This is a genomic window from Maribacter aquimaris (genome assembly GCF_014596745.1).
Taxonomy (GTDB): domain Bacteria; phylum Bacteroidota; class Bacteroidia; order Flavobacteriales; family Flavobacteriaceae; genus Maribacter_A; species Maribacter_A aquimaris.
The window spans coordinates 295340-313641 of sequence record NZ_JABTCF010000005.1 but is presented as its reverse complement, the minus strand read 5'-3'; the positions used below and the strand labels follow the sequence as shown (position 1 = coordinate 313641).

Here is an 18302-nt window from a genome sequence, read left to right as displayed (position 1 = left end):
AACCTTCTTCTTTGCCAAGGGCTAGGCAAACCTCTCGTATTCCCCCTTATCCCAAACCCCGGATCAGTCAACACGTCATATAGCGCTAGCCTATCGGCGCGCCATATGCTTAGTTATTGTGTGTAGTTATTTTTTCAAAAACCGTAGCCTCTTAATATTTCAGCTTGTCCAAACATTTCGCGATTTTCTAATTCTTGGATTAAGATATGAATCGGTGGGCAATTTCTCATATATTTTCCTGGTCCAGTGTACATTCCACCACCAGGTCCAGTATAAAGTCCGCCACCTGGTCCAGTATACATTCCACCTCCAGGTCCGGTGTACATTCCACCTCCAGGTCCAGTGTAAAGTCCTCCGCCAGGTCCCGTGTAAAGTCCTCCACCAGGTCCAGTGTACATTCCACCTCCTGGTCCAGTATACATTCCTCCACCAGGTCCAGTATAAGCTCCTCCACCAGGTCCAGTGTACATTCCACCACCAGGTCCAGTATAAAGTCCTCCGCCTGGTCCTGTATATTTATCTCTAGCCCACATAATATTCTATTTTTAAATTTATATTCAGTTAATCTTCAGTTTTTCTAATTACACACAACGGCTGCGCTAAGTTTAGTTGCCGATTGCGGAGTGATTTCCTGTCGAGCCCCACCGCTGTTGCTGCGGGTTATACAGTTGATTGTCCGAACAATAACGGCAATTAAATTTAGCGTTTGTTACCGCCAGTTATTACTGATCTTAAATGGATATTATCATGTTCAATAAACTTTTCCGCCCTTAGCATAAGATAGTAGTCAAGATACTCTTTTTTACCTTTCGTGTTTTTAACTAAGGTCATAAACTCTCTGAAATCCATCACGTTTAAATACAGTTTTGCTTCTCTCATTGCTGTTCGTATTTCTTTTTGAATGTTTTTCCAGTCTCCAAATTGAAGCAATTCAGCAACTAAAACTATACAATGAGGAACTACATTTCTTTTAAAATCTATTTTTTCCCCTTTGGAGTTAAAGAACTCAGTTCCTCTTTCAATGTTTTCTGTTGCTCCAATTAGTTGCTTAATTGCTTTTCTAATATGCTTTTGCAGTGTTGCAACTTTTTTATCCATTGATTTCTCTTTCGTTTGAGCAAAAATAGAAAGTCCTTTTGTTTCGATTAGAAAAAATCCTAAATCGTAAGAAGCAAGAATATCGGTTAATTCCTTATCTCCTTTATTGGTTTTAAACTTGGGATTTAAATAAATATTATAAGGGAATAAACTCTCAATTGAAAACCAAACATGTTTCTCTAAAGTGGCTCCTTCTTCTATATCGTCAATTCTTGTCTGTGGTTGCTCCAATAACCCAACAAAATGAGTGTCAACATGATTCCAAACTTTAAATTCACAGTCTAAAGTCATTAAATCAATTGAGTATGGATTTTCAAATTGCCTTGAATCATCAATAGTATAATCAAAAGAGTCGAGAGAGTCCGTAACTTCTTTGGTGAAATCACCAAAAAATAGGCCGTCTAAGCTACCAATCATTTCAATAGCTTTTTTAGTATCTGAGTTAAAAATAACCTGACCTGTTGCTACCAAAACACCTAATTCATTATACAATCCAACTAAACAAAATTTTGATTTTAGAATTTTTATAAGAGCATTGTTTTCTTCACGATATCTATGAGAACCTGTTAATAATAATGGATTAACCTTATCATCAAGTATTCTTATTCCTGTATGGATAATTGGTTTATCTAACGTATTATCTTTTCCTATTATTATTTCTGCTCCGCAGTCATTAATTAATGATTTACAAGTATTGATTGGAGCCTTTATCAAAATACTTAAATCATTAAGTTGTTCCGTAAACCAAATGGAAGCTTCTTCTCCCAATAATTCTTTTGATATGCGTTCTGTTTCTTGCACTAATTTTTTTTTAATTGGCGGTAACGTAGGAATATAGATCAAATGATCTATATATCTTTTATGCGAGGAACTAAGATAACAAATCCTTTATTTAAACTTTCAATATTTTTTTGGTTCGCCGAGATAGTGTCCTAACTTATCTTTTGTCCATCTAGGCTTAAAGTTAATCAATTCTACTTTTAAACAGTTCGGTTTTAAGGGTGGCTTACACCAATATATCAACACTAAAAAAAATTTATAAATTTTCAAATTACTGAAAACCAGCCATTTCAAACAACTATTACTACCATCTTTCGATTAGATTGAATTCCGTTGATTATTATCGAAAACTGGTCTTTTAATTGCTTTCCGTGAAGGGTAATTTTGAGGCATTAATTTAAAATTTTAATAATGTCAAATTCAATTTTACTGCAAAACTTGTCTAAGGAGGATCTAGGCAAGTTAATCGATGAGCGCCTATCACAGGGCTTGGAAAAACTAAATTCAGCCTTAGTTAAAAAAGAAATTGGGGACATTCTCCTTTGTCGGGATGAGGTCTGTAAATTGTTCCAAATCGATTCTTCCACGCTATGGCATTGGACCAATAAAGGAAAGGTCAAAGCCTATGGGATTGGCAACCGCCGTTATTACAAAAAATCCGAATTACTTGAATCTTTAACCCCTGTAAAAAAATAAAAAAGGCCATGAATACAAAGAGTAAACAAGGCCCAATATCGTTTCGCGGCGATAAGGGCAAAGATATAAAATTCATTGAACATAAGGCAAGAAAGTTCTTCATTCCCGGCTATGTTTTGGTAAGCTCCGAAATCAACGGGGAATGTGTCGCGGTGTTCGCTTGTTCCTGGGAACAATTTAAAAGCCGTTCATTTATAATAGAGGTTAGCAATGGCATTTTAAAACAACTTGGAATCAACAAAAAAACTGCGTAACATGGAAGATGTAATTATGAAAGCAGAAAGGATTGTTTCTGCCCAAACCCCTAGTAAGTCAAGCGATATACTAGATATCCTTCTCGATCAAATTGGACCGATTGATTTTAAATTGTTAGCCTTTCCGGACATTGAGATAATTAAGGCCGAGATAAAAGAGCTAAAAACTTTTGTCTTTGAAAAAGATGGTAGTTACTCTGAAAAGAATACAAAGGAGGTAAAGAGATACCAGCAACTTCAAAAACAATTAGGGAGTTATAAGCTTAACCGAAATCACTATTTGATATTGTGTATTGAACAACTATTAACGATCGCAGAAACTAATGATTGGGGCCTTTGTAAAAGGTCGGGCTTTATTTATATCTACAACGGCGAATACTGGAAAGCGGTTGACAAAGAGCGTTTTCAATATTTCCTAGGCCGTACGGCCATGGCAATGGGTGTCGATAGGTTTACGGCTAAATCCTTTAAGTTCTCAGAAGATCTATATAGGACGTTCATGGCCGTGGCTTATTTGCTAACGCCGGAAGCTGATAAAGAAAAGGTATTTATCAATCTGCAAAACGGAACCTTTGAGATTAGCGCAACCAAACAGCAATTAAGACCCTTTGATCGCGGCGACTTCTTAAAACATCAGTTACCTTTTAAATATGACCCGAGAGCAAAAGCCCCCTTATTTCAAAAGTATCTTGATGAGGTTCTGCCCGATGTTAATAAACAGAAAGTTTTAGCCGAATATATAGCAAGCGTTTTTATATCTACATCCGTATTGAAGCTTGAAAAAGTGTTGATCTTATATGGCGAAGGGGCGAATGGTAAAAGCGTATTCTTTGAAATTATCAACGCCCTTTTGGGAAAGGAAAATGTAAGTAATTATTCGTTACAATCCTTAACCGATAATTCTGGTTATTACCGGGCCAAAATTGCGGATGTACTGGTAAACTATGCTAGCGAAATGAACGGGCGTTTGGAAATAAATTTATTCAAACAACTCGCAAGTGGTGAGCCGGTTGAAGCCCGTTTACCTTATGGAGAACCGTTAAATGTTAAGGATTACGCAAAGTTAATCTTCAATTGTAATGAACTCCCTAAAGATGTTCAACACACCCGAGCTTTTTTTCGAAGGTTCCTTGTGATTCATTTTGATGTATCGATTCCAGACAATAAAAAAGATGTGAACCTTAGTAAGAAGATAACGCAAAACGAGTTGTCAGGGGTCTTCAATTGGGTTTTGGATGGTTTGAAGCGGCTTTTAGCTCAATCGGATTATACGAAATGCGAAGCGATTGAAAAGGCCCTCGACCAATATAAAAAGCAAAGTGATAGCGTTAAACAATTTATTGATGAGGAGGGTTACGAGCCATCTAACAATGCCTACACCTTGTTAAAATCCCTTTACCAAGAGTATAGGCGATTTTGCTCCGAAGATGGTTTTAAGCCAGTTAGCAAGACTAATTTTTCCAAGCGCTTGGCTCATTACAATATCAACTCTAAGCGGATGGCTCCCGGAATGGTTGTTCTTATATCTAAAAAATTGAGTGATGAATCAAGGGAATTTTAGATATAGATTAGATCCAAGCCCCAAAAAGCATATTTGCCCTAGTTGCGGCAAACGTCGTTTTGTTAGGTATGTGGATGTCAAAACAAATGAATACTTAGACGATCAAAACCTTGGGCGTTGTGATCGGGAAAGCTCTTGTGGTTACCACAAATCCCCAGCTATCAAAGGCAGAAAATGCAACCGTGTTGATTTCTTATCGGCACGGAGCATTTCAGCCAAAGCCATGAAAGTTGTAGATACATTAGGAATAATTGAGATTGTGCCTAAGAGTCAAATATTTGAGCAAGGGGATGCTTTCTGTTATATTACGGATTGGTTTCTAAGCAATAGCAAATTAACCTTTTCAACTACTGATATCAAATACTTTGGGGAGGACGAGCCTAAAACAATCCCAGCGGTTGTGTATGAAGAACCGAAACCAAGCTATCATAGCTTAGAGCTAATTGATGTCAAGGTAAAGGATAACCTTACTACCTACTTGCAGGCAAACTTCGCAAAGGACGCCGTTAATACGGCTTGCGTTGAGTACTTATTGACCGGGACTAACCATTTTTGGGACAATTCAACAGTCTTTTGGCAAATAGATGAGCAAGAACGGATCCACGCCGGTAAAGTGATGCTCTATAATCCGGAAACAGGGAAAAGGATAAAAGAACCCTACCCCCATATTAATTGGATTCACAACGTTGATAAAGAACATACTTTCAATTTACAGCAATGTTTGTATGGGCGGCATTTGCTTACAAGCGATTACGATAAGACCGTTTGTATAGTTGAGAGCGAGAAAACCGCAATAATTATGAGCATCCATTGTCCCCAGCATCTTTGGCTTGCTTGTGGTAGCAAGCAAAATTTAAAGCCTGGGCTTTTTGAAGGCTTGCAGTCTCGGGATATTGTTCTTTTTCCTGATAAAGGGGAATTCAATGACTGGAAAGCTAAAGGGGCTAAAATAGAAGGGTTAGTTAAGAGCTTGTCAATTAGTAGATACGTTGAAGATACTAACTGTTCGGATGGGCAAGATATAGCTGATATTTATGGGACGGAAAAGTAGATTGCCGATTATTATTGACGAACTCCCCTCTATAACCGCCGGGCCTCTTAGAAAAGCCGGATTCTTTAAAGAAGGGCAATTAAACGGAGGTTTCTTTTATGTAGGAGGGGTTGAGGTAAGGGCCGTAGGGGTTATGAACGATAATGATTCGCGCCTTGAAATAGGCTATAATTATGAGGGGCAAAGGATAAGGGATACAATCCCTTTGGTATCAAGGCTATCAAATCTAGGCAAGGGGACTATTTACGAGTTTATTTGCCCGATTAGCGGGAAAAAGGCTCGTAAACTTAGCTTTTACGGTGGGCGATTTGTTCATTTCTCTGTTCTGCCGGGAGCGCTTTATAGGAAGCAAACACGATCCCATAAATGGCGAGAGATGGATAAACGCTTTGCAGCTTACTTTGAGCTTGATTCATGTTATGACCAGCTTAATGATAAGTACTTCAAAAAGTATTGCCGGGGCAGACCTACCAAGCGATATATGAAGATTTTGAATAAAATAAGCCAAGCGGAGCAAATTGATCCGCAGCAATTAATAGATGAATTTGAAAACTGGAAAAAATGAAAAATTTCAAACAAATGCAAGAAATAGCAAGAGCAAAAATGGCCGTTAAAATAGCCGCGACAACAACAAAGAGCTTACCTAAGGCGGACTTAAACAGGAACCATTCGGAACAACAAAACAGGCAAATAATATTTGAGGCCGCTTTCCAATCCTCTCTTGAGAATGGCGTGATTTTCTTGATCAAAGACGACTATAATATCAGCGCACAAGTGAAGGGATTAAGCACTACACACATGAAATCAACTGATTTTGAAGAAGCGGCGCAAAAATTGACCGAATGGTCCGGTTATAAGATTGATAAATATCAGCTCTATAACGGGCTTATTACGGAAGCCGGTAAGTATAAAATGCAACAAGGCAAGAGGAAATCTTCCGAGGATTATTTGAATGAATTGATAGAGGTGGTTATCGATGCTGAAATAAACCTCGACGAAAATCTAAAGCGTATTGATACAATCGAGAGACTAGGGCAAATCGTCGCGGGTATTGCCCTTGAAATCGGTATTCAGTTTTTTAGAGATAAAAGGAATAATCTTTATCTGAACTGCCTAGATAATAAATTCGGGCTTACCTCACTCAAAACAAAGGACGTACTTCCATATTTTAGGACTATGGTATTAAAAGCTTCCGGATTTGGAAGGGTTAAAAGTGATGCTGAGGTTAATCGATTGATAGAGAATTTTAAAGCGTTCCTACCTTTGGTTAAATAGGTTTCATTCTTAAATTGCTCTTGGCAACCCCTCCCGGTTTTAAATAAAAAACTGTGAGGGGTTTTTCTTGCTTTCAATCTATTTAGGCTATTTGATGGGATTATACAATCTAACAACGCGCCGATGGTGTGGATGGGGACCCCCTCCCCTAAAATTTCACCGCAATAATGGGATGGAATGTAGTAACTACATTATTTAAGTAGTTGATTTTGAATTAAATAAAAAATTATTGTGTACTAATGCAGTTCTAAAAAAAAACATTTTTCAAAAAGGACTCAAATGATTTTATAAAACCGGGTAGAATTTAAATAAGTACAATAATCGTACAAAAAGTAAAAACAAAAAACCTCAACATCTTGATAGTTAGATGATTGAGGTTTTCTTCTGTACTCGAGACGGGACTTGAACCCGTACGGACTAATGTCCATTGGATTTTAAGTCCAACGTGTCTACCAATTCCACCACTCGAGCCTTTGGTCGGCCTTCTAAGTTGTGTTTGTCTCCCGAAAGCCTTCGGAAGCACTACTTGAAACGGACTCAAATAAAAAAACGCTGACAAGCAGCGTTTTGAGCGAAAAACGGGATTCGAACCCGCGACCTCCACCTTGGCAAGGTGATGCTCTACCAACTGAGCTATTTTCGCATTTAAAAGAACTACACATCGTTTGTGATGCGGATGCAAATTTAATACAATTCTATAAAAAGCAAAGAAATTTCCTTTTAAAATATTCAAACTCTCAAATTCCACGGAAATTGCTGGGTTTTCGTCCCCAATTCCCCAGACCTACAAGGTTTCATAAACCAAAGATTTAAACCTACTAGGTTTTAAAAACCTTGTAGGTTTAGGACGAAGCCTTCTTATTTTTGGTAAGCAATCTTTTTATTTCATTTAACTTCATCAAAGCCTCTACCGGGGTGAGGGTGTTGATGTCTAAGTGAATGATTTCCTCTTTGATCTGTTCCAATAAAGGATCGTCCAAATTAAAAAAGCTCAGTTGCATTTCATCTTGTGCGGCATGCAACTTGTCTGTCAGCTCCTCACTGGAATGTGATTTCTCCAATTTTTTTAAGATCTTATTGGCTTTCTGTATGACCTGTTGTGGCATTCCCGCCATTTTTGCTACATGGATCCCAAAACTATGCTCGCTGCCCCCAGGGGTAAGCTTTCGTAGGAATAGCACCTTGTCCTTCAACTCTTTTACCGATACATTGTAATTCTTGATGCGGTCAAAAGTCGACGCCATTTCATTGAGTTCGTGATAATGGGTGGCGAAAAGCGTTTTCGCCCTCGCGGGATGCTCGTGCAGATATTCTGAAATCGCCCAAGCAATCGATATGCCGTCATACGTACTGGTGCCACGCCCGATCTCATCCAAAAGAATGAGACTTCTCTCCGAGAGGTTGTTCAATATGGATGCCGTTTCGTTCATTTCAACCATAAAGGTAGATTCACCCATGGAAATATTGTCGCTGGCGCCCACACGGGTGAAAATCTTATCCACATATCCGATTTGGGCCGATTCGGCAGGTACGAAACTACCCATTTGGGCCAATAATACGATCAAGGCGGTTTGTCGCAAGATGGCCGATTTACCACTCATATTGGGCCCCGTGATCATAATGATCTGTTGGTTTTCCCGATTGAGGATAACGTCGTTCGTGATATAGGCTTCCCCAAGGGGCAGTTGTTTCTCTATGACCGGATGGCGGCCCCCTATGATTTCCAGTTCGGTGGAATCATTGAGCATTGGCTCGTTGTAATCATTGCTTTTGGCCAATTGGGTGAATCCGCAAAGACAATCCAAGGTGGCGATTTGGTAAGCATTGTTTTGTACAGGTACTATATATTCCTGCATCCAGACCACCAATTGGGCGAATAATTGTTGTTCCAGGGTCAGGATGCGTTCTTCGGCACCCAGTATTTTTGCCTCGTATTCTTTTAGTTCTTCCGTAATATAGCGTTCGGCATTGACCAAGGTCTGTTTCCGTATCCATGTTTCAGGAACCTTGTCCTTATGGGTGTTCCGAACCTCAATATAATAGCCAAAAACATTATTGGATGCGATTTTCAATGAGGAAATACCGGTTTTTTCGGTCTCCCTTTCCAGCATTTTATCCAAATATTCCTTTCCGGAAAAAGCCAAGCCTCGAAGTTCATCCAATTCCTCGGAATATCCCTTGGCAATGACACTCCCTTTATTAACGTTTACTGGGGCCTCTTCGTTGATCATTTCCTTGATCTTGCTCCGTAACATATCACAGGAATGCAATTGATCGCCGATAAGGCGCAGGGCCTCATTTGGACAGTCTTTGGTCAGTTGTTTAATGGGAAGTATGGCCTCCAAGGAGTTTTTAAGCAGTACGACTTCCTTCGGGTTTATTTTTCCAGTGGCGACCTTGGAGATCAACCGTTCAAAATCACCCATCAGTTTCATATATTGGCGTAATTTTCCAAAGTCGGTTTCTTCCTTGATCAAATAGGAAATCACCTGGTGTCGTCTACGGATTTTTTCAATATTCTTCAAGGGAAGTGCCAACCAACGTTTCAACATTCTGCCGCCCATAGGGGAAATTGTATGGTCAATAACTTCCAAAAGGGTCACGGCATTGTTGTTGGGCGAATGGTAGAGTTCAAGGTTTTTGATGGTAAAGCGGTCCATCCAAATATACTCTTCCTCTGCAATGCGTTTTATGGTGTTGATGTGTTGCAATTGCCGGTGTTGGGTCTCGGACAAATAGTGGAGGACCACCCCAGCGGCAATAATCCCGTTTCGCAATTGATCGACCCCGAATCCTTTGAGAGAGTTGGTCTTAAAATGGTTGGTCAGGGTTTCCAAGGCATAATCTTCTTGAAACAACCAGTCCTCGGTAAAAAAAGTATGGTATTGGTTGCCGAAAACAGATAGGAACTCCGTCTTGTGGGATTTGGATACCAAAATCTCATTGGGTCCCAGGTTTTGCAGCAATTTGTCTATCTGTTCCTCATTGCCTTCGGCCACTAAAAATTCACCTGTGGAAATATCCAAGAATGAAACCCCCAACAGTTTTCTTCCAAAATGGACGGCACATAGGAAATTGTTCGTTTTGGCATTTAGGATATCGTCATTCAGGGCGACCCCAGGGGTCACTAATTCAGTAACACCGCGTTTTACGATGCTCTTGGTGAGTTTAGGGTCTTCCAATTGGTCGCAAATGGCAACACGTTGCCCTGCCTTTACCAATTTAGGGAGATAGGTGTTTAAAGAATGATGGGGAAAACCAGCCAGTTCGGTACGGTCACCTCCATTGTTACGATGGGTAAGGATGATGCCCAGGATCTTGGAGGCCTTAACGGCATCTTCGCCAAAGGTTTCGTAAAAATCGCCAACCCGGAACAAAAGCAATGCATCAGGATATTTCGTCTTGATGGTGTTGTATTGCTTCATCAAGGGGGTGACCTTCTTTGTTTTTTTCTTGTCTGCCAAAAGCGAATTTATTAGTTTATTTTTGTGCCCAATCTATCGAAAACGAATGTACAGTTTTTGATAGGCATTAGAAATGATTGTTGATATTTTCGGAAAAGTTTTACGGCTTTATCACATCCGGAGACGCCAAAAAAGTAACTATGCGCAAATTAAAGAATGAAGAATTAAACCGATTGGATGTCAAGGCTTTTAAGGAAGCAAAAAAAACACCCTTGGTCATAGTACTCGATAATATTCGAAGTTTGAATAACATAGGTTCGGTCTTCAGAACGGCAGATGCCTTTTTGGTCGAGAAAATATATCTCTGTGGAATTACGGCCACCCCTCCCCATAAAGATATACGCAAAACGGCCTTGGGGGCCACTGAGAGTGTTTCATGGGAGTATCGAAAGGATACCTTGGAATTGGTGGCGCAGTTGAAATTGGATGGCTATCAGGTGATATCGGTGGAGCAGGCCGAAAATGCTGAACTACTGAATCGATTTTCGGTCGATGCGTCATTGAAATATGCCTTGGTTTTAGGGAACGAAGTAAAAGGGGTTGACCAAGAAGTGGTGAATGCCAGTGATGGGGTGATAGAGATTCCGCAATATGGTACCAAGCATTCCTTGAACATCTCTGTAAGTGCGGGAATCGTTATTTGGGATCTTTGGTCTAAAATGAACCCATAAAAAACCCTGATGTTTCCATCAGGGTCTTCCGATATATAGTTTGAGTTAGTTAGTTGCTCAATAGCAGGTGCTAATTAATGAAAACCTATGGTTTTAAACAAGTAATATGTGAAATATTTCTTAAAATTTTAAGTCGATGGCAAAATCCTGGATTTTCCCAAGAATAGCATCATAGTCTTGTGGGTGGGCAACGAAATCCAAATCCCCAACATCGATAATGAGGGTGTTCTGCTCAGGATAACTTTTGAAAAAATCGAAATAACCTTTGTTTATCTTATCCAAATAGGTTGATTCAATGCTCTGTTCATAGGATCTGCCGCGCTTTTTGATGTTTTCGAGCAACCTTTCGGTAGATTGGTAGAGGTAAACATAAATCCTTGGTTTCTGCACCTCTTTGTACATTAGGTTGAAGAGTTTTCGATAAAGGTTGAACTCATCGCTCTGTAACGTTACCTGTGCAAAAATCAATGATTTGTAGATATCGTAATCACTGACCATAAAATTCTTGAAAAGGTCAAACTGTGATGTATCATCGGTAAATTGTTGGTATCGATCGGCTAGAAAGGACATTTCCAACGGAAAGGCATAACGGCTTTGGTCTTCATAGAATTTTGGTAGGAAAGGGTTGTCGGCAAAACGCTCCAAGACCAACTTGCCATTGAAGTCTTCCGCTATTTTATGGGCCAAGGTGGTTTTTCCTGCCCCAATATTACCTTCGATGGCCATAAAGTTCAAGGAGGCAAACAGCTCTTTTTTGGTCTTATGGAGTTTGAGTTTGGTTTTTTCTACCCGGGTTTGGTCTTTGCATTCCTGTATCAAGTTGCGTGTATCCTTGTTGTAGATCGGATGATAAAATTGGGGGGCGATATCCGCCAGCGGCAAGAGAACGAATTTACGCTTCCTTAAATTCGGATGTGGAATGGTCAATGCATCGGTTTGGAGTATTTCCTTTTCAAAATAGATGATATCAATATCAATCGTCCTTGATGCATATCCGTTTTTCAAGCTGCGTTCCCTACCGAGTTTTTTTTCAATGGAAAATATTTTTTCCAGAACCTCTTGGGGCGTCAAATAGGTTTCGATTACGATACAGGCGTTTAGAAAATCGTCTGCATCAAACCCCCAGGATTCACTTTCATAGACTCTGGAAACCAAAGGGATACGACCTACTTCGGCGTCTAATAGAAATATGGCGTTTTGTAGGTTCTGTAGGCGATTCCCCAGATTACTGCCAATTGAAATATAGGCTTTTTTGAGTTTGTCCATAATAATGGGACAAAGTAAATAAAACAAATTCACTTTGGTTATCTTTGGCTGCGAATAATAATACGTTTACAATGAATTTTTTGAGAAATCTTTTGGCGGCCATAATTGGTTGTTTGATCGCTTTTGGGATTATGTTATTTATGGGGATGATTTTTTTAAGTTTGATTGCGGATGCAGGTGATGGAATCGTAATCAAGGAGAAATCGATTTTGGAATTACAACTACAACAACCCGTGAATGATTATGTTGGGGATAATGAGGCTGATCCATTTGCCGGTTTATTTGGTCAGGCACTAGGATTGGATGAGGTATTGCATGCGATTGAAGTAGCTAAAACGGATTCGGATATCAAAGGGATAAGTATCAATAATAATTTTTTGATGGCCGGTCTTGCGCAGACCCAAGAGTTGCGTAAGGCATTGAAGGATTTTAAGGAAAGTGGGAAGTTCATTTACAGCTTTGCAGACTATTATTTACAGAAGGATTATTATTTGGCCAGTGTGGCGGACTCGGTTTTTTTGAATCCCGTTGGAGGAATGGATTTTAAGGGGCTTTCCTCTGAAGTGTTGTTTTATAAGGATTTGCAAGAGAAGACCGGGGTGAAAATGGAGGTCATCCGTCACGGTAAGTACAAAAGTGCCGTAGAGCCTTTTTTGGCCAATGAAATGAGTGAGGCGAATAGGACACAGATCAAGGAATTGTTGGGTTCGTTATGGGGTAACATGGTCGCCGGTATTTCCGATGGAAGGAATATAAGTGAGGCGAATGTGAATATCATCGCGGATACCTTGGGGGGTAGGTCCCCAAAATATGCCAAGGCTTCGGGATTGATAGATGATACTTTGTTCTACGATCAATATGAGACGAAACTTCGTTCAGCCTTGTCCTTGAATGAAGGGGATGAGATGAATATGGTGGCCTTGGTCGATTATTTAAAAAGATCCAATAAAAAAATCATTCAAAAAGGGGATGACAAGATTGCGGTAGTTTTTGCCCAAGGGGAAATATTATATGGTGAAGGAGGTCCTGATGTTATTGGTCAAGGTCTTATTACCAAGGCCTTGAAAAAAGCCGTTGAGGACGATAAGGTGAAAGCGATTGTCCTACGGGTCAATTCCCCAGGGGGAAGCGCATTGACTTCGGATATCATCTGGCGTGAAATAGAATTGGCCAAGGAAAAGAAACCGGTAGTGGTTTCAATGGGTGACGTTGCCGCTTCGGGAGGATATTATATCGCGGCAGGGGCCGATAAGATCTTTGCGGAACCCACTACGATTACGGGTTCAATCGGGGTATTTGGTACCATTCCGAATATCAATGGATTGGCGAAGGAAATCGGTATTAATGCAGAGCAGGTGGGTACGAACAAAAATTCGGTCGATTATTCCGTTTTTGAGCCCATGACCGATAATTTCAGAAAGGTGGTGCAGGACGGAATTGAAGAGATTTACGGAACATTCCTGGATCGTGTGGCACAAGGGCGTAATATTACCGTAGCACAAGCCGATAGCTTGGCCCAAGGCCGTGTATGGAGTGGGGCGGAAGCCAAGAAATTAGGTTTGGTCGATGAACTGGGTAATTTGAATGATGCCATAGCTGCTGCAGCCGAATTGGCCGAAATCAATACCTATGGCATAAAAAAATACCCAAAGTATAAGTCCGGTTTTGAACGTTTTATGGAAGATGTGAACAGTGCCAAAACAAAAATAGGACAAAATTTGGTCAAGGAGGAAATCGGAGTGGAAACATACGATATACTAAAACAAATGAAGTCGGCAATGGAGCAAGAAGGAATCCAGGCAAGAATGCCTTTTGTATTGGATATAAAATAGCCTATGAATCCTAAGGATAAAAGGTTTGCTTTTACTGTTTATCTCTATTTGGGCGCTATGTTCATTACTTCATTGGTGGTTTCGAACTTGATTTTCCAAAAATTCTTTTATTGGAAACCTTTCGGGGACTTTACTGTTTTTGGGGCGAATCTCTTTGAAATCTCTGTGGGTATTTTGCCTTATCCCATTACATTCCTGATTACCGATCTTATTTCAGAGGTCTATGGGAAGAAGAAGGCCAATCAGATAGTGACAGCAGGTATTTTTGCGTCTTTTTTTTCAATGGGTATCGTGCTTTTGGCCGAACATGTTCCTGCAATAGCGAACTCACCAGTGGACAATACTACCTTCAGTAAGGTGTTCGCCCTATCACCGATTGCGGTTCTGGCATCGATGTTGGCGTATTTGTTCGCCCAATATGTCGATATTGCCATATATCATTTTTGGAAAAGGTTGACCCATGGCAAACACCTTTGGTTACGGAATAACTTCTCTACCTTCTTGTCGCAATTCATAGATACCTTTACGGTGGTCAGCCTTTTGTGCCTGTTCAAGGTGTTGCCCTGGCACATGTTCTTTGGCTTGGTGGTCAGCGGTTTCCTGTTCAAAGTTTTAATTGCCTTTCTCGACACCCCTTTTCTATATTTATTCGTATATCTGCTAAGGAAACGCTTTGGGTTGAAATTGGGGGAAGAAATAAATTTGGAAGTATAAAATAATCCTTGGTTCCTAGAGTTATATTCTTAATTAATAAGCTATTGTAATATGAAAAAGAAAATGTTGAAAATAGTAGGAGTGATTTTTGTGCTCTTCGTAGGAATCCTTATTGCCGCACCTTTCATCTTGGAGGCTAAAATTGGCGATATCCTTAAAAACAACGTCAATAATAATGTGAATGCCACCTTGGACTTTTCAGAAGCCAAGTTGAGCCTGATCAAAAGTTTTCCTAGTGCCGAAGTAACCTTAAATGATGTTTCCTTTATCAATAAGGCTCCGTTCGAAGGCGATACCCTTTTTGCTGCCAATAAGATGGCGTTAAAAATGGGCATTGGGGAGCTTTTTAAAAATGCCGGGGAAGCGATTGCCATTAAATCGTTGACGGTTGATGGGGCACTTTTGAATATTAAGGTAAATGCCGAAGGCAAAGCGTCTTATGATGTAGGTAAAGAAGGTGTAGATGATTCTTCGGAAGAATCTGCGTCCGAAGGCTTTATGTTAGAGTTACAGTCTTATGAAATTACGGATTCTAAAATCGTTTATGATGATCTGGCAGGGGGTATGACCTTGGTTTTGAGTAAACTTCAGCATAAGGGCTCTGGGGATTTATCATTGGCCAAATCAGAATTCGATACGACCACGGAGGCATTGGTGTCGTTTTCGATGGATAGCACGGAATACCTTAGTGACAATACAATTAAGCTAGATGCCATGATAGGGGTCGATCTTGAAGAAAACAAATATACCTTCTTGAAAAATGAGGCTATGGTGAATCAATTGCCATTGGTCTTTGATGGTTTTGTGAAGTTAAATGATGAAAACCAGGAAGTGGATATTAATTTCAAGACCCCTTCTTCGGATTTCAAGAACTTTCTTGCGTTGATTCCTGAAGCCTATACGAAAAGCATCGAAAATGTGACCACTACGGGAGCGTGTACCGTTGAAGGGGAGTTTAAGGGTATTGTAGACGAAGGGCATATACCAACATTCAGGATTGCAATTGCATCCGATAATGCATCCTTTAAATATCCGGATTTGCCCAAAACCGTGAAGAACATACAATTGGACGTAACATTGTTCAATACTACGGGTGTTACCGAGGATACTTATGTTGAAATCAAGAAGGCTTCCTTTATGATCGATGGGGATAAATTCAATCTTTCCTCAAAAATCAAGGACCTTATGGGCAATACCAAGGTAAATGCACATTTGGATGGTAAAATGGATCTCGCCAATATATCCAAGGCATATCCCATTGGTGATGACATGAAACTTTCGGGTATCCTGGATGCCGATGTGACCACCGCCTTTGATATGGCCTCAATAGAGAAAAAACAGTATGAAAACACCAAGACATCAGGTAAGATGCAACTCAGTGGTTTTGAATATAGCTCCCCGGAGTTTAAGAATCCCGTAAGTATAAAAAATGCGGCAATGACCTTTAATCCCTCAACAGTTACCCTGAATAGTTTGGAAGGTAAAACGGGGCAGACCGATTTTAGTGCGAAAGGTAGTATTAATAACCTATTGGGTTTTATGTTCAATGATGAAAAGGTTGAAGGTGTTTTCAATTTGAATTCAAACACTTTTGCAGTTAGTGATTTTATGACTACCGAAGATGCCAGTTCGACCGAAGGGGGTTCCAACCCTGAAGAACAATTGAAAATCCCTTCGTTCTTGGATTGTACTATCAATGCATCGGCGGGAACGGTGCTTTATGATAACCTGACCTTGAAGGATGTAAAGGGTACTTTAAGGATCTATGACGAAAAAGCGGTACTTAGCAATATGACATCCTCATTGTTTAATGGTAAGGTAGCTTTTGATGGAGAGGTTTCTACAAAGAATGGGACACCGACCTTTGCCATGAAATTGGGAATGGACCAATTGGGTATTGGGGAAAGTTTCAAGTCGATGGAATTGTTCAAGGTGTTGGCACCGATAGCAGGGGCCATACAAGGTAAATTGAATTCCGATATTGAATTGTCGGGTAGCCTTAATGATGATTTTACACCAGACCTAACCACGATTACGGGTAATATGCTGGCAGAGTTGTTATCACCTGAGATCAATACCAGTCAGGCTAAAGTACTTTCTGCTTTAGACAGTAAGTTCAATTTCATCAATATGGATAAGTTGGACTTGAAAGGTTTGAAGACAGCACTATCCTTTGAGGACGGTGTTGTAAAGGTCAAGCCATTTACCATCGCCTATCAGGATATTGCCATTAAGGTTGATGGTAGCCATACCTTTGATCAAAAACTCAGTTATACCGCTACCTTGGATGTTCCTGCGAAATATTTAGGAACCGAAGTAAGTTCGCTAATCGCTAAAATTGATGATAAGGAACTTGAAAACCTTACTATTCCGGTTACTGCTTCAATCGGCGGCAGTTATACAAGTCCAGAGGTTAATACCGATTTAACTTCAGGGGTTAAAAGTTTGACTACAAAATTAGTGGATGTACAAAAACAGAAGCTGCTCAATCAAGGCAAGGATAAGGCCAATGAACTCATTGGTGATATCCTAGGAGGAAACTCAAAGGATAAGGATTCCACCGCCACTTCACAGGATAATACCAAAGAGGCTGTAAAAGGGGTTTTAGGGAATATTTTAGGAGGCAGTAAAACATCCCAGAAAGATACCGTTGCCCAAAAGAGTGACACCACTACTACACCGGCTACCAATACGGTGAAGGAAGCGACCAAGAATATCTTAGGTGGACTTTTAAGTGGTAAAAATAAAAAGGAAACTGAAACGGAAAAGGATTCGGTTAACTAATACGTATCGAGACATAATAACCTTCGCTGCTACGGACATTGAAAACGGTATTGTCCTCGAAGATGAGATATTGCCCTTTTATACCTTTTAGCACCCCTTTGTAACTGGGTGTTTTGGTAAGGTTTAGGCTTTTTACTTTTTCAGGATATTCCAGAACGGGAAACGCCATATGGGTCTCATGGTTGTTTTCAATGAAATATTGAGCAGCCTCTTCGGGGATGTAGGGTCTGAGTTTATCGCGCCACGTAATTAAATCCTCATCGTCAATAGTATTGGTCAACATTTTACGCCAATTGGTCTTATCGCCAATATGGTCTTTTAGGGCGACTTCCGTAATTCCTGCCAAATACCTATTGGGTACTTCCACGATTTCTATGGCCTCATGGGCACCTTGGTCGATCCAACGTGTCGGTACCTGGGACTTACGGGTAACCCCTACCTTAATATTGCTCGAATTGGCCAAATAAACGATATGCGGTTGCAATTGCGCCTTTTTTTCATAGGCAAGGTCCCGATCCTCTTTGTCCAAATGGGCAGTACTTAATTCGGGCCTCATGATCCAATCTCCCGCGGAAGGTGTTTCAAAAAAACAGGATTTACAAAATCCTTGTCTGAAAATAGGTAGGTCCCTACCACAATTAAGGCATTCATATTTAATGAAATCAATCTGTATTTCCCGATTCAAGACCTGGTTTACATTAAGAAAATTGTCTTTAAAAAGCATGTAATACTGTATGGGTTGTCCCATTTCAGTCTGCATTTTTCGTAGTACTCCCTCGTATTGCATAAAAGAAATTCTTATTCGATATTCTATTTGAAAATGATAACTATAAACGTTAATTTTAGGTTGCTAAAG

The 18302-nt window shown here is 40.1% G+C and carries 15 protein-coding genes and 2 tRNA genes; 10 read left to right on the top strand and 7 right to left on the bottom strand.

Annotated elements, in window-relative coordinates; translation table 11 throughout:
• Nucleotides 1–134: 134 nt before the first annotated feature.
• Both HPE56_RS10625 and HPE56_RS10620 read right to left on the bottom strand, forming a co-directional pair.
• Nucleotides 135–533 carry a hypothetical protein gene (locus HPE56_RS10625; RefSeq protein ID WP_188243732.1) on the bottom strand — a complete coding sequence of 133 codons (399 nt, stop codon included), beginning with the start codon at nt 531–533 and terminating at the stop codon, nt 135–137.
• Nucleotides 534–699: 166 nt separating this feature from the next.
• Nucleotides 700–1899 carry a hypothetical protein gene (locus HPE56_RS10620; RefSeq protein ID WP_188243731.1) on the bottom strand — a complete coding sequence of 400 codons (1200 nt, stop codon included), beginning with the start codon at nt 1897–1899 and terminating at the stop codon, nt 700–702.
• Nucleotides 1900–2289: 390 nt separating this feature from the next.
• Between HPE56_RS10620 and HPE56_RS10615 the strand changes: the two genes are divergently transcribed.
• From HPE56_RS10615 to HPE56_RS10590, 6 genes are read left to right on the top strand one after another with little or no spacing between them, the layout of a single operon-like run.
• Nucleotides 2290–2574, top strand: a complete 285-nt coding sequence (locus HPE56_RS10615) for a helix-turn-helix domain-containing protein (protein ID WP_188243730.1) — start codon at nt 2290–2292, stop codon at nt 2572–2574.
• 8 nt (nt 2575–2582) lie between these two features.
• Nucleotides 2583–2828, top strand: coding sequence for a hypothetical protein (locus HPE56_RS10610; protein WP_188243729.1), 246 nt, complete (start codon nt 2583–2585; stop codon nt 2826–2828).
• The gene (locus tag HPE56_RS10605; protein ID WP_223170272.1) at nt 2803–4389 is read left to right on the top strand and encodes a DNA primase family protein; all 1587 of its coding nucleotides are present in this window, start codon (nt 2803–2805) and stop codon (nt 4387–4389) included. Before HPE56_RS10610 ends, HPE56_RS10605 begins: the two co-directional genes overlap by 26 nt.
• Nucleotides 4370–5440 (top strand): DUF6371 domain-containing protein, encoded by a 1071-nt coding sequence (locus HPE56_RS10600; RefSeq protein WP_188243728.1) that lies wholly within the window; start codon nt 4370–4372, stop codon nt 5438–5440. The genes HPE56_RS10605 and HPE56_RS10600 overlap by 20 nt, the downstream gene beginning before the upstream one ends.
• Nucleotides 5424–6005: a hypothetical protein gene (locus HPE56_RS10595; RefSeq protein WP_188243727.1), complete on the top strand. Its 582-nt coding sequence runs from the start codon at nt 5424–5426 to the stop codon at nt 6003–6005. The genes HPE56_RS10600 and HPE56_RS10595 overlap by 17 nt, the downstream gene beginning before the upstream one ends.
• Nucleotides 6002–6715, top strand: a complete 714-nt coding sequence (locus HPE56_RS10590) for a hypothetical protein (protein WP_188243726.1) — start codon at nt 6002–6004, stop codon at nt 6713–6715. The genes HPE56_RS10595 and HPE56_RS10590 overlap by 4 nt, the downstream gene beginning before the upstream one ends.
• A gap of 387 nt (nt 6716–7102) precedes the next feature.
• Here the strand turns inward: HPE56_RS10590 and HPE56_RS10585 are convergent.
• The 3 genes from HPE56_RS10585 to mutS form a co-directional block, all read right to left on the bottom strand.
• Nucleotides 7103–7186, bottom strand: a tRNA-Leu gene (locus HPE56_RS10585).
• A gap of 99 nt (nt 7187–7285) precedes the next feature.
• Nucleotides 7286–7358: transfer RNA gene (locus tag HPE56_RS10580), tRNA-Gly, on the bottom strand.
• A 199-nt stretch (nt 7359–7557) separates the two neighbouring features.
• Entirely contained in the window at nt 7558–10140 is a 2583-nt protein-coding gene (gene mutS, locus HPE56_RS10575) for a DNA mismatch repair protein MutS (RefSeq protein WP_188243741.1), read from the bottom strand.
• Between the two features lie 179 nt (nt 10141–10319).
• Here mutS and HPE56_RS10570 point away from each other — a divergent pair, with 179 nt between their 5' ends.
• Nucleotides 10320–10850 carry an RNA methyltransferase gene (locus tag HPE56_RS10570; RefSeq protein ID WP_188243725.1) on the top strand — a complete coding sequence of 177 codons (531 nt, stop codon included), beginning with the start codon at nt 10320–10322 and terminating at the stop codon, nt 10848–10850.
• A 120-nt stretch (nt 10851–10970) separates the two neighbouring features.
• On the opposite strand, the gene folK is transcribed toward HPE56_RS10570, so the two are convergent.
• Nucleotides 10971–12116, bottom strand: coding sequence for a 2-amino-4-hydroxy-6-hydroxymethyldihydropteridine diphosphokinase (gene folK / locus HPE56_RS10565; protein ID WP_188243724.1), 1146 nt, complete (start codon nt 12114–12116; stop codon nt 10971–10973).
• A 71-nt stretch (nt 12117–12187) separates the two neighbouring features.
• Here folK and sppA point away from each other — a divergent pair, with 71 nt between their 5' ends.
• Genes sppA through HPE56_RS10550 form a run of 3 tightly spaced genes read left to right on the top strand, consistent with a single transcriptional unit; the run spans nt 12188 to nt 17446 of the window.
• Complete coding sequence (sppA, locus tag HPE56_RS10560) at nt 12188–13948, top strand: signal peptide peptidase SppA (RefSeq protein WP_188243723.1); 1761 nt, start codon at nt 12188–12190, stop codon at nt 13946–13948.
• Nucleotides 13949–13951: 3 nt separating this feature from the next.
• Entirely contained in the window at nt 13952–14662 is a 711-nt protein-coding gene (locus tag HPE56_RS10555; protein WP_188243722.1) for a queuosine precursor transporter, read from the top strand.
• Nucleotides 14663–14713: 51 nt separating this feature from the next.
• The gene (locus HPE56_RS10550; RefSeq protein ID WP_188243721.1) at nt 14714–17446 is read left to right on the top strand and encodes an AsmA-like C-terminal region-containing protein; all 2733 of its coding nucleotides are present in this window, start codon (nt 14714–14716) and stop codon (nt 17444–17446) included.
• On the opposite strand, the gene HPE56_RS10545 is transcribed toward HPE56_RS10550, so the two are convergent.
• Nucleotides 17439–18233 (bottom strand): DUF2797 domain-containing protein, encoded by a 795-nt coding sequence (locus HPE56_RS10545; protein ID WP_188243720.1) that lies wholly within the window; start codon nt 18231–18233, stop codon nt 17439–17441. The two genes, HPE56_RS10550 and HPE56_RS10545, sit on opposite strands and share 8 nt — an antisense overlap.
• Nucleotides 18234–18302 lie beyond the last annotated feature (69 nt).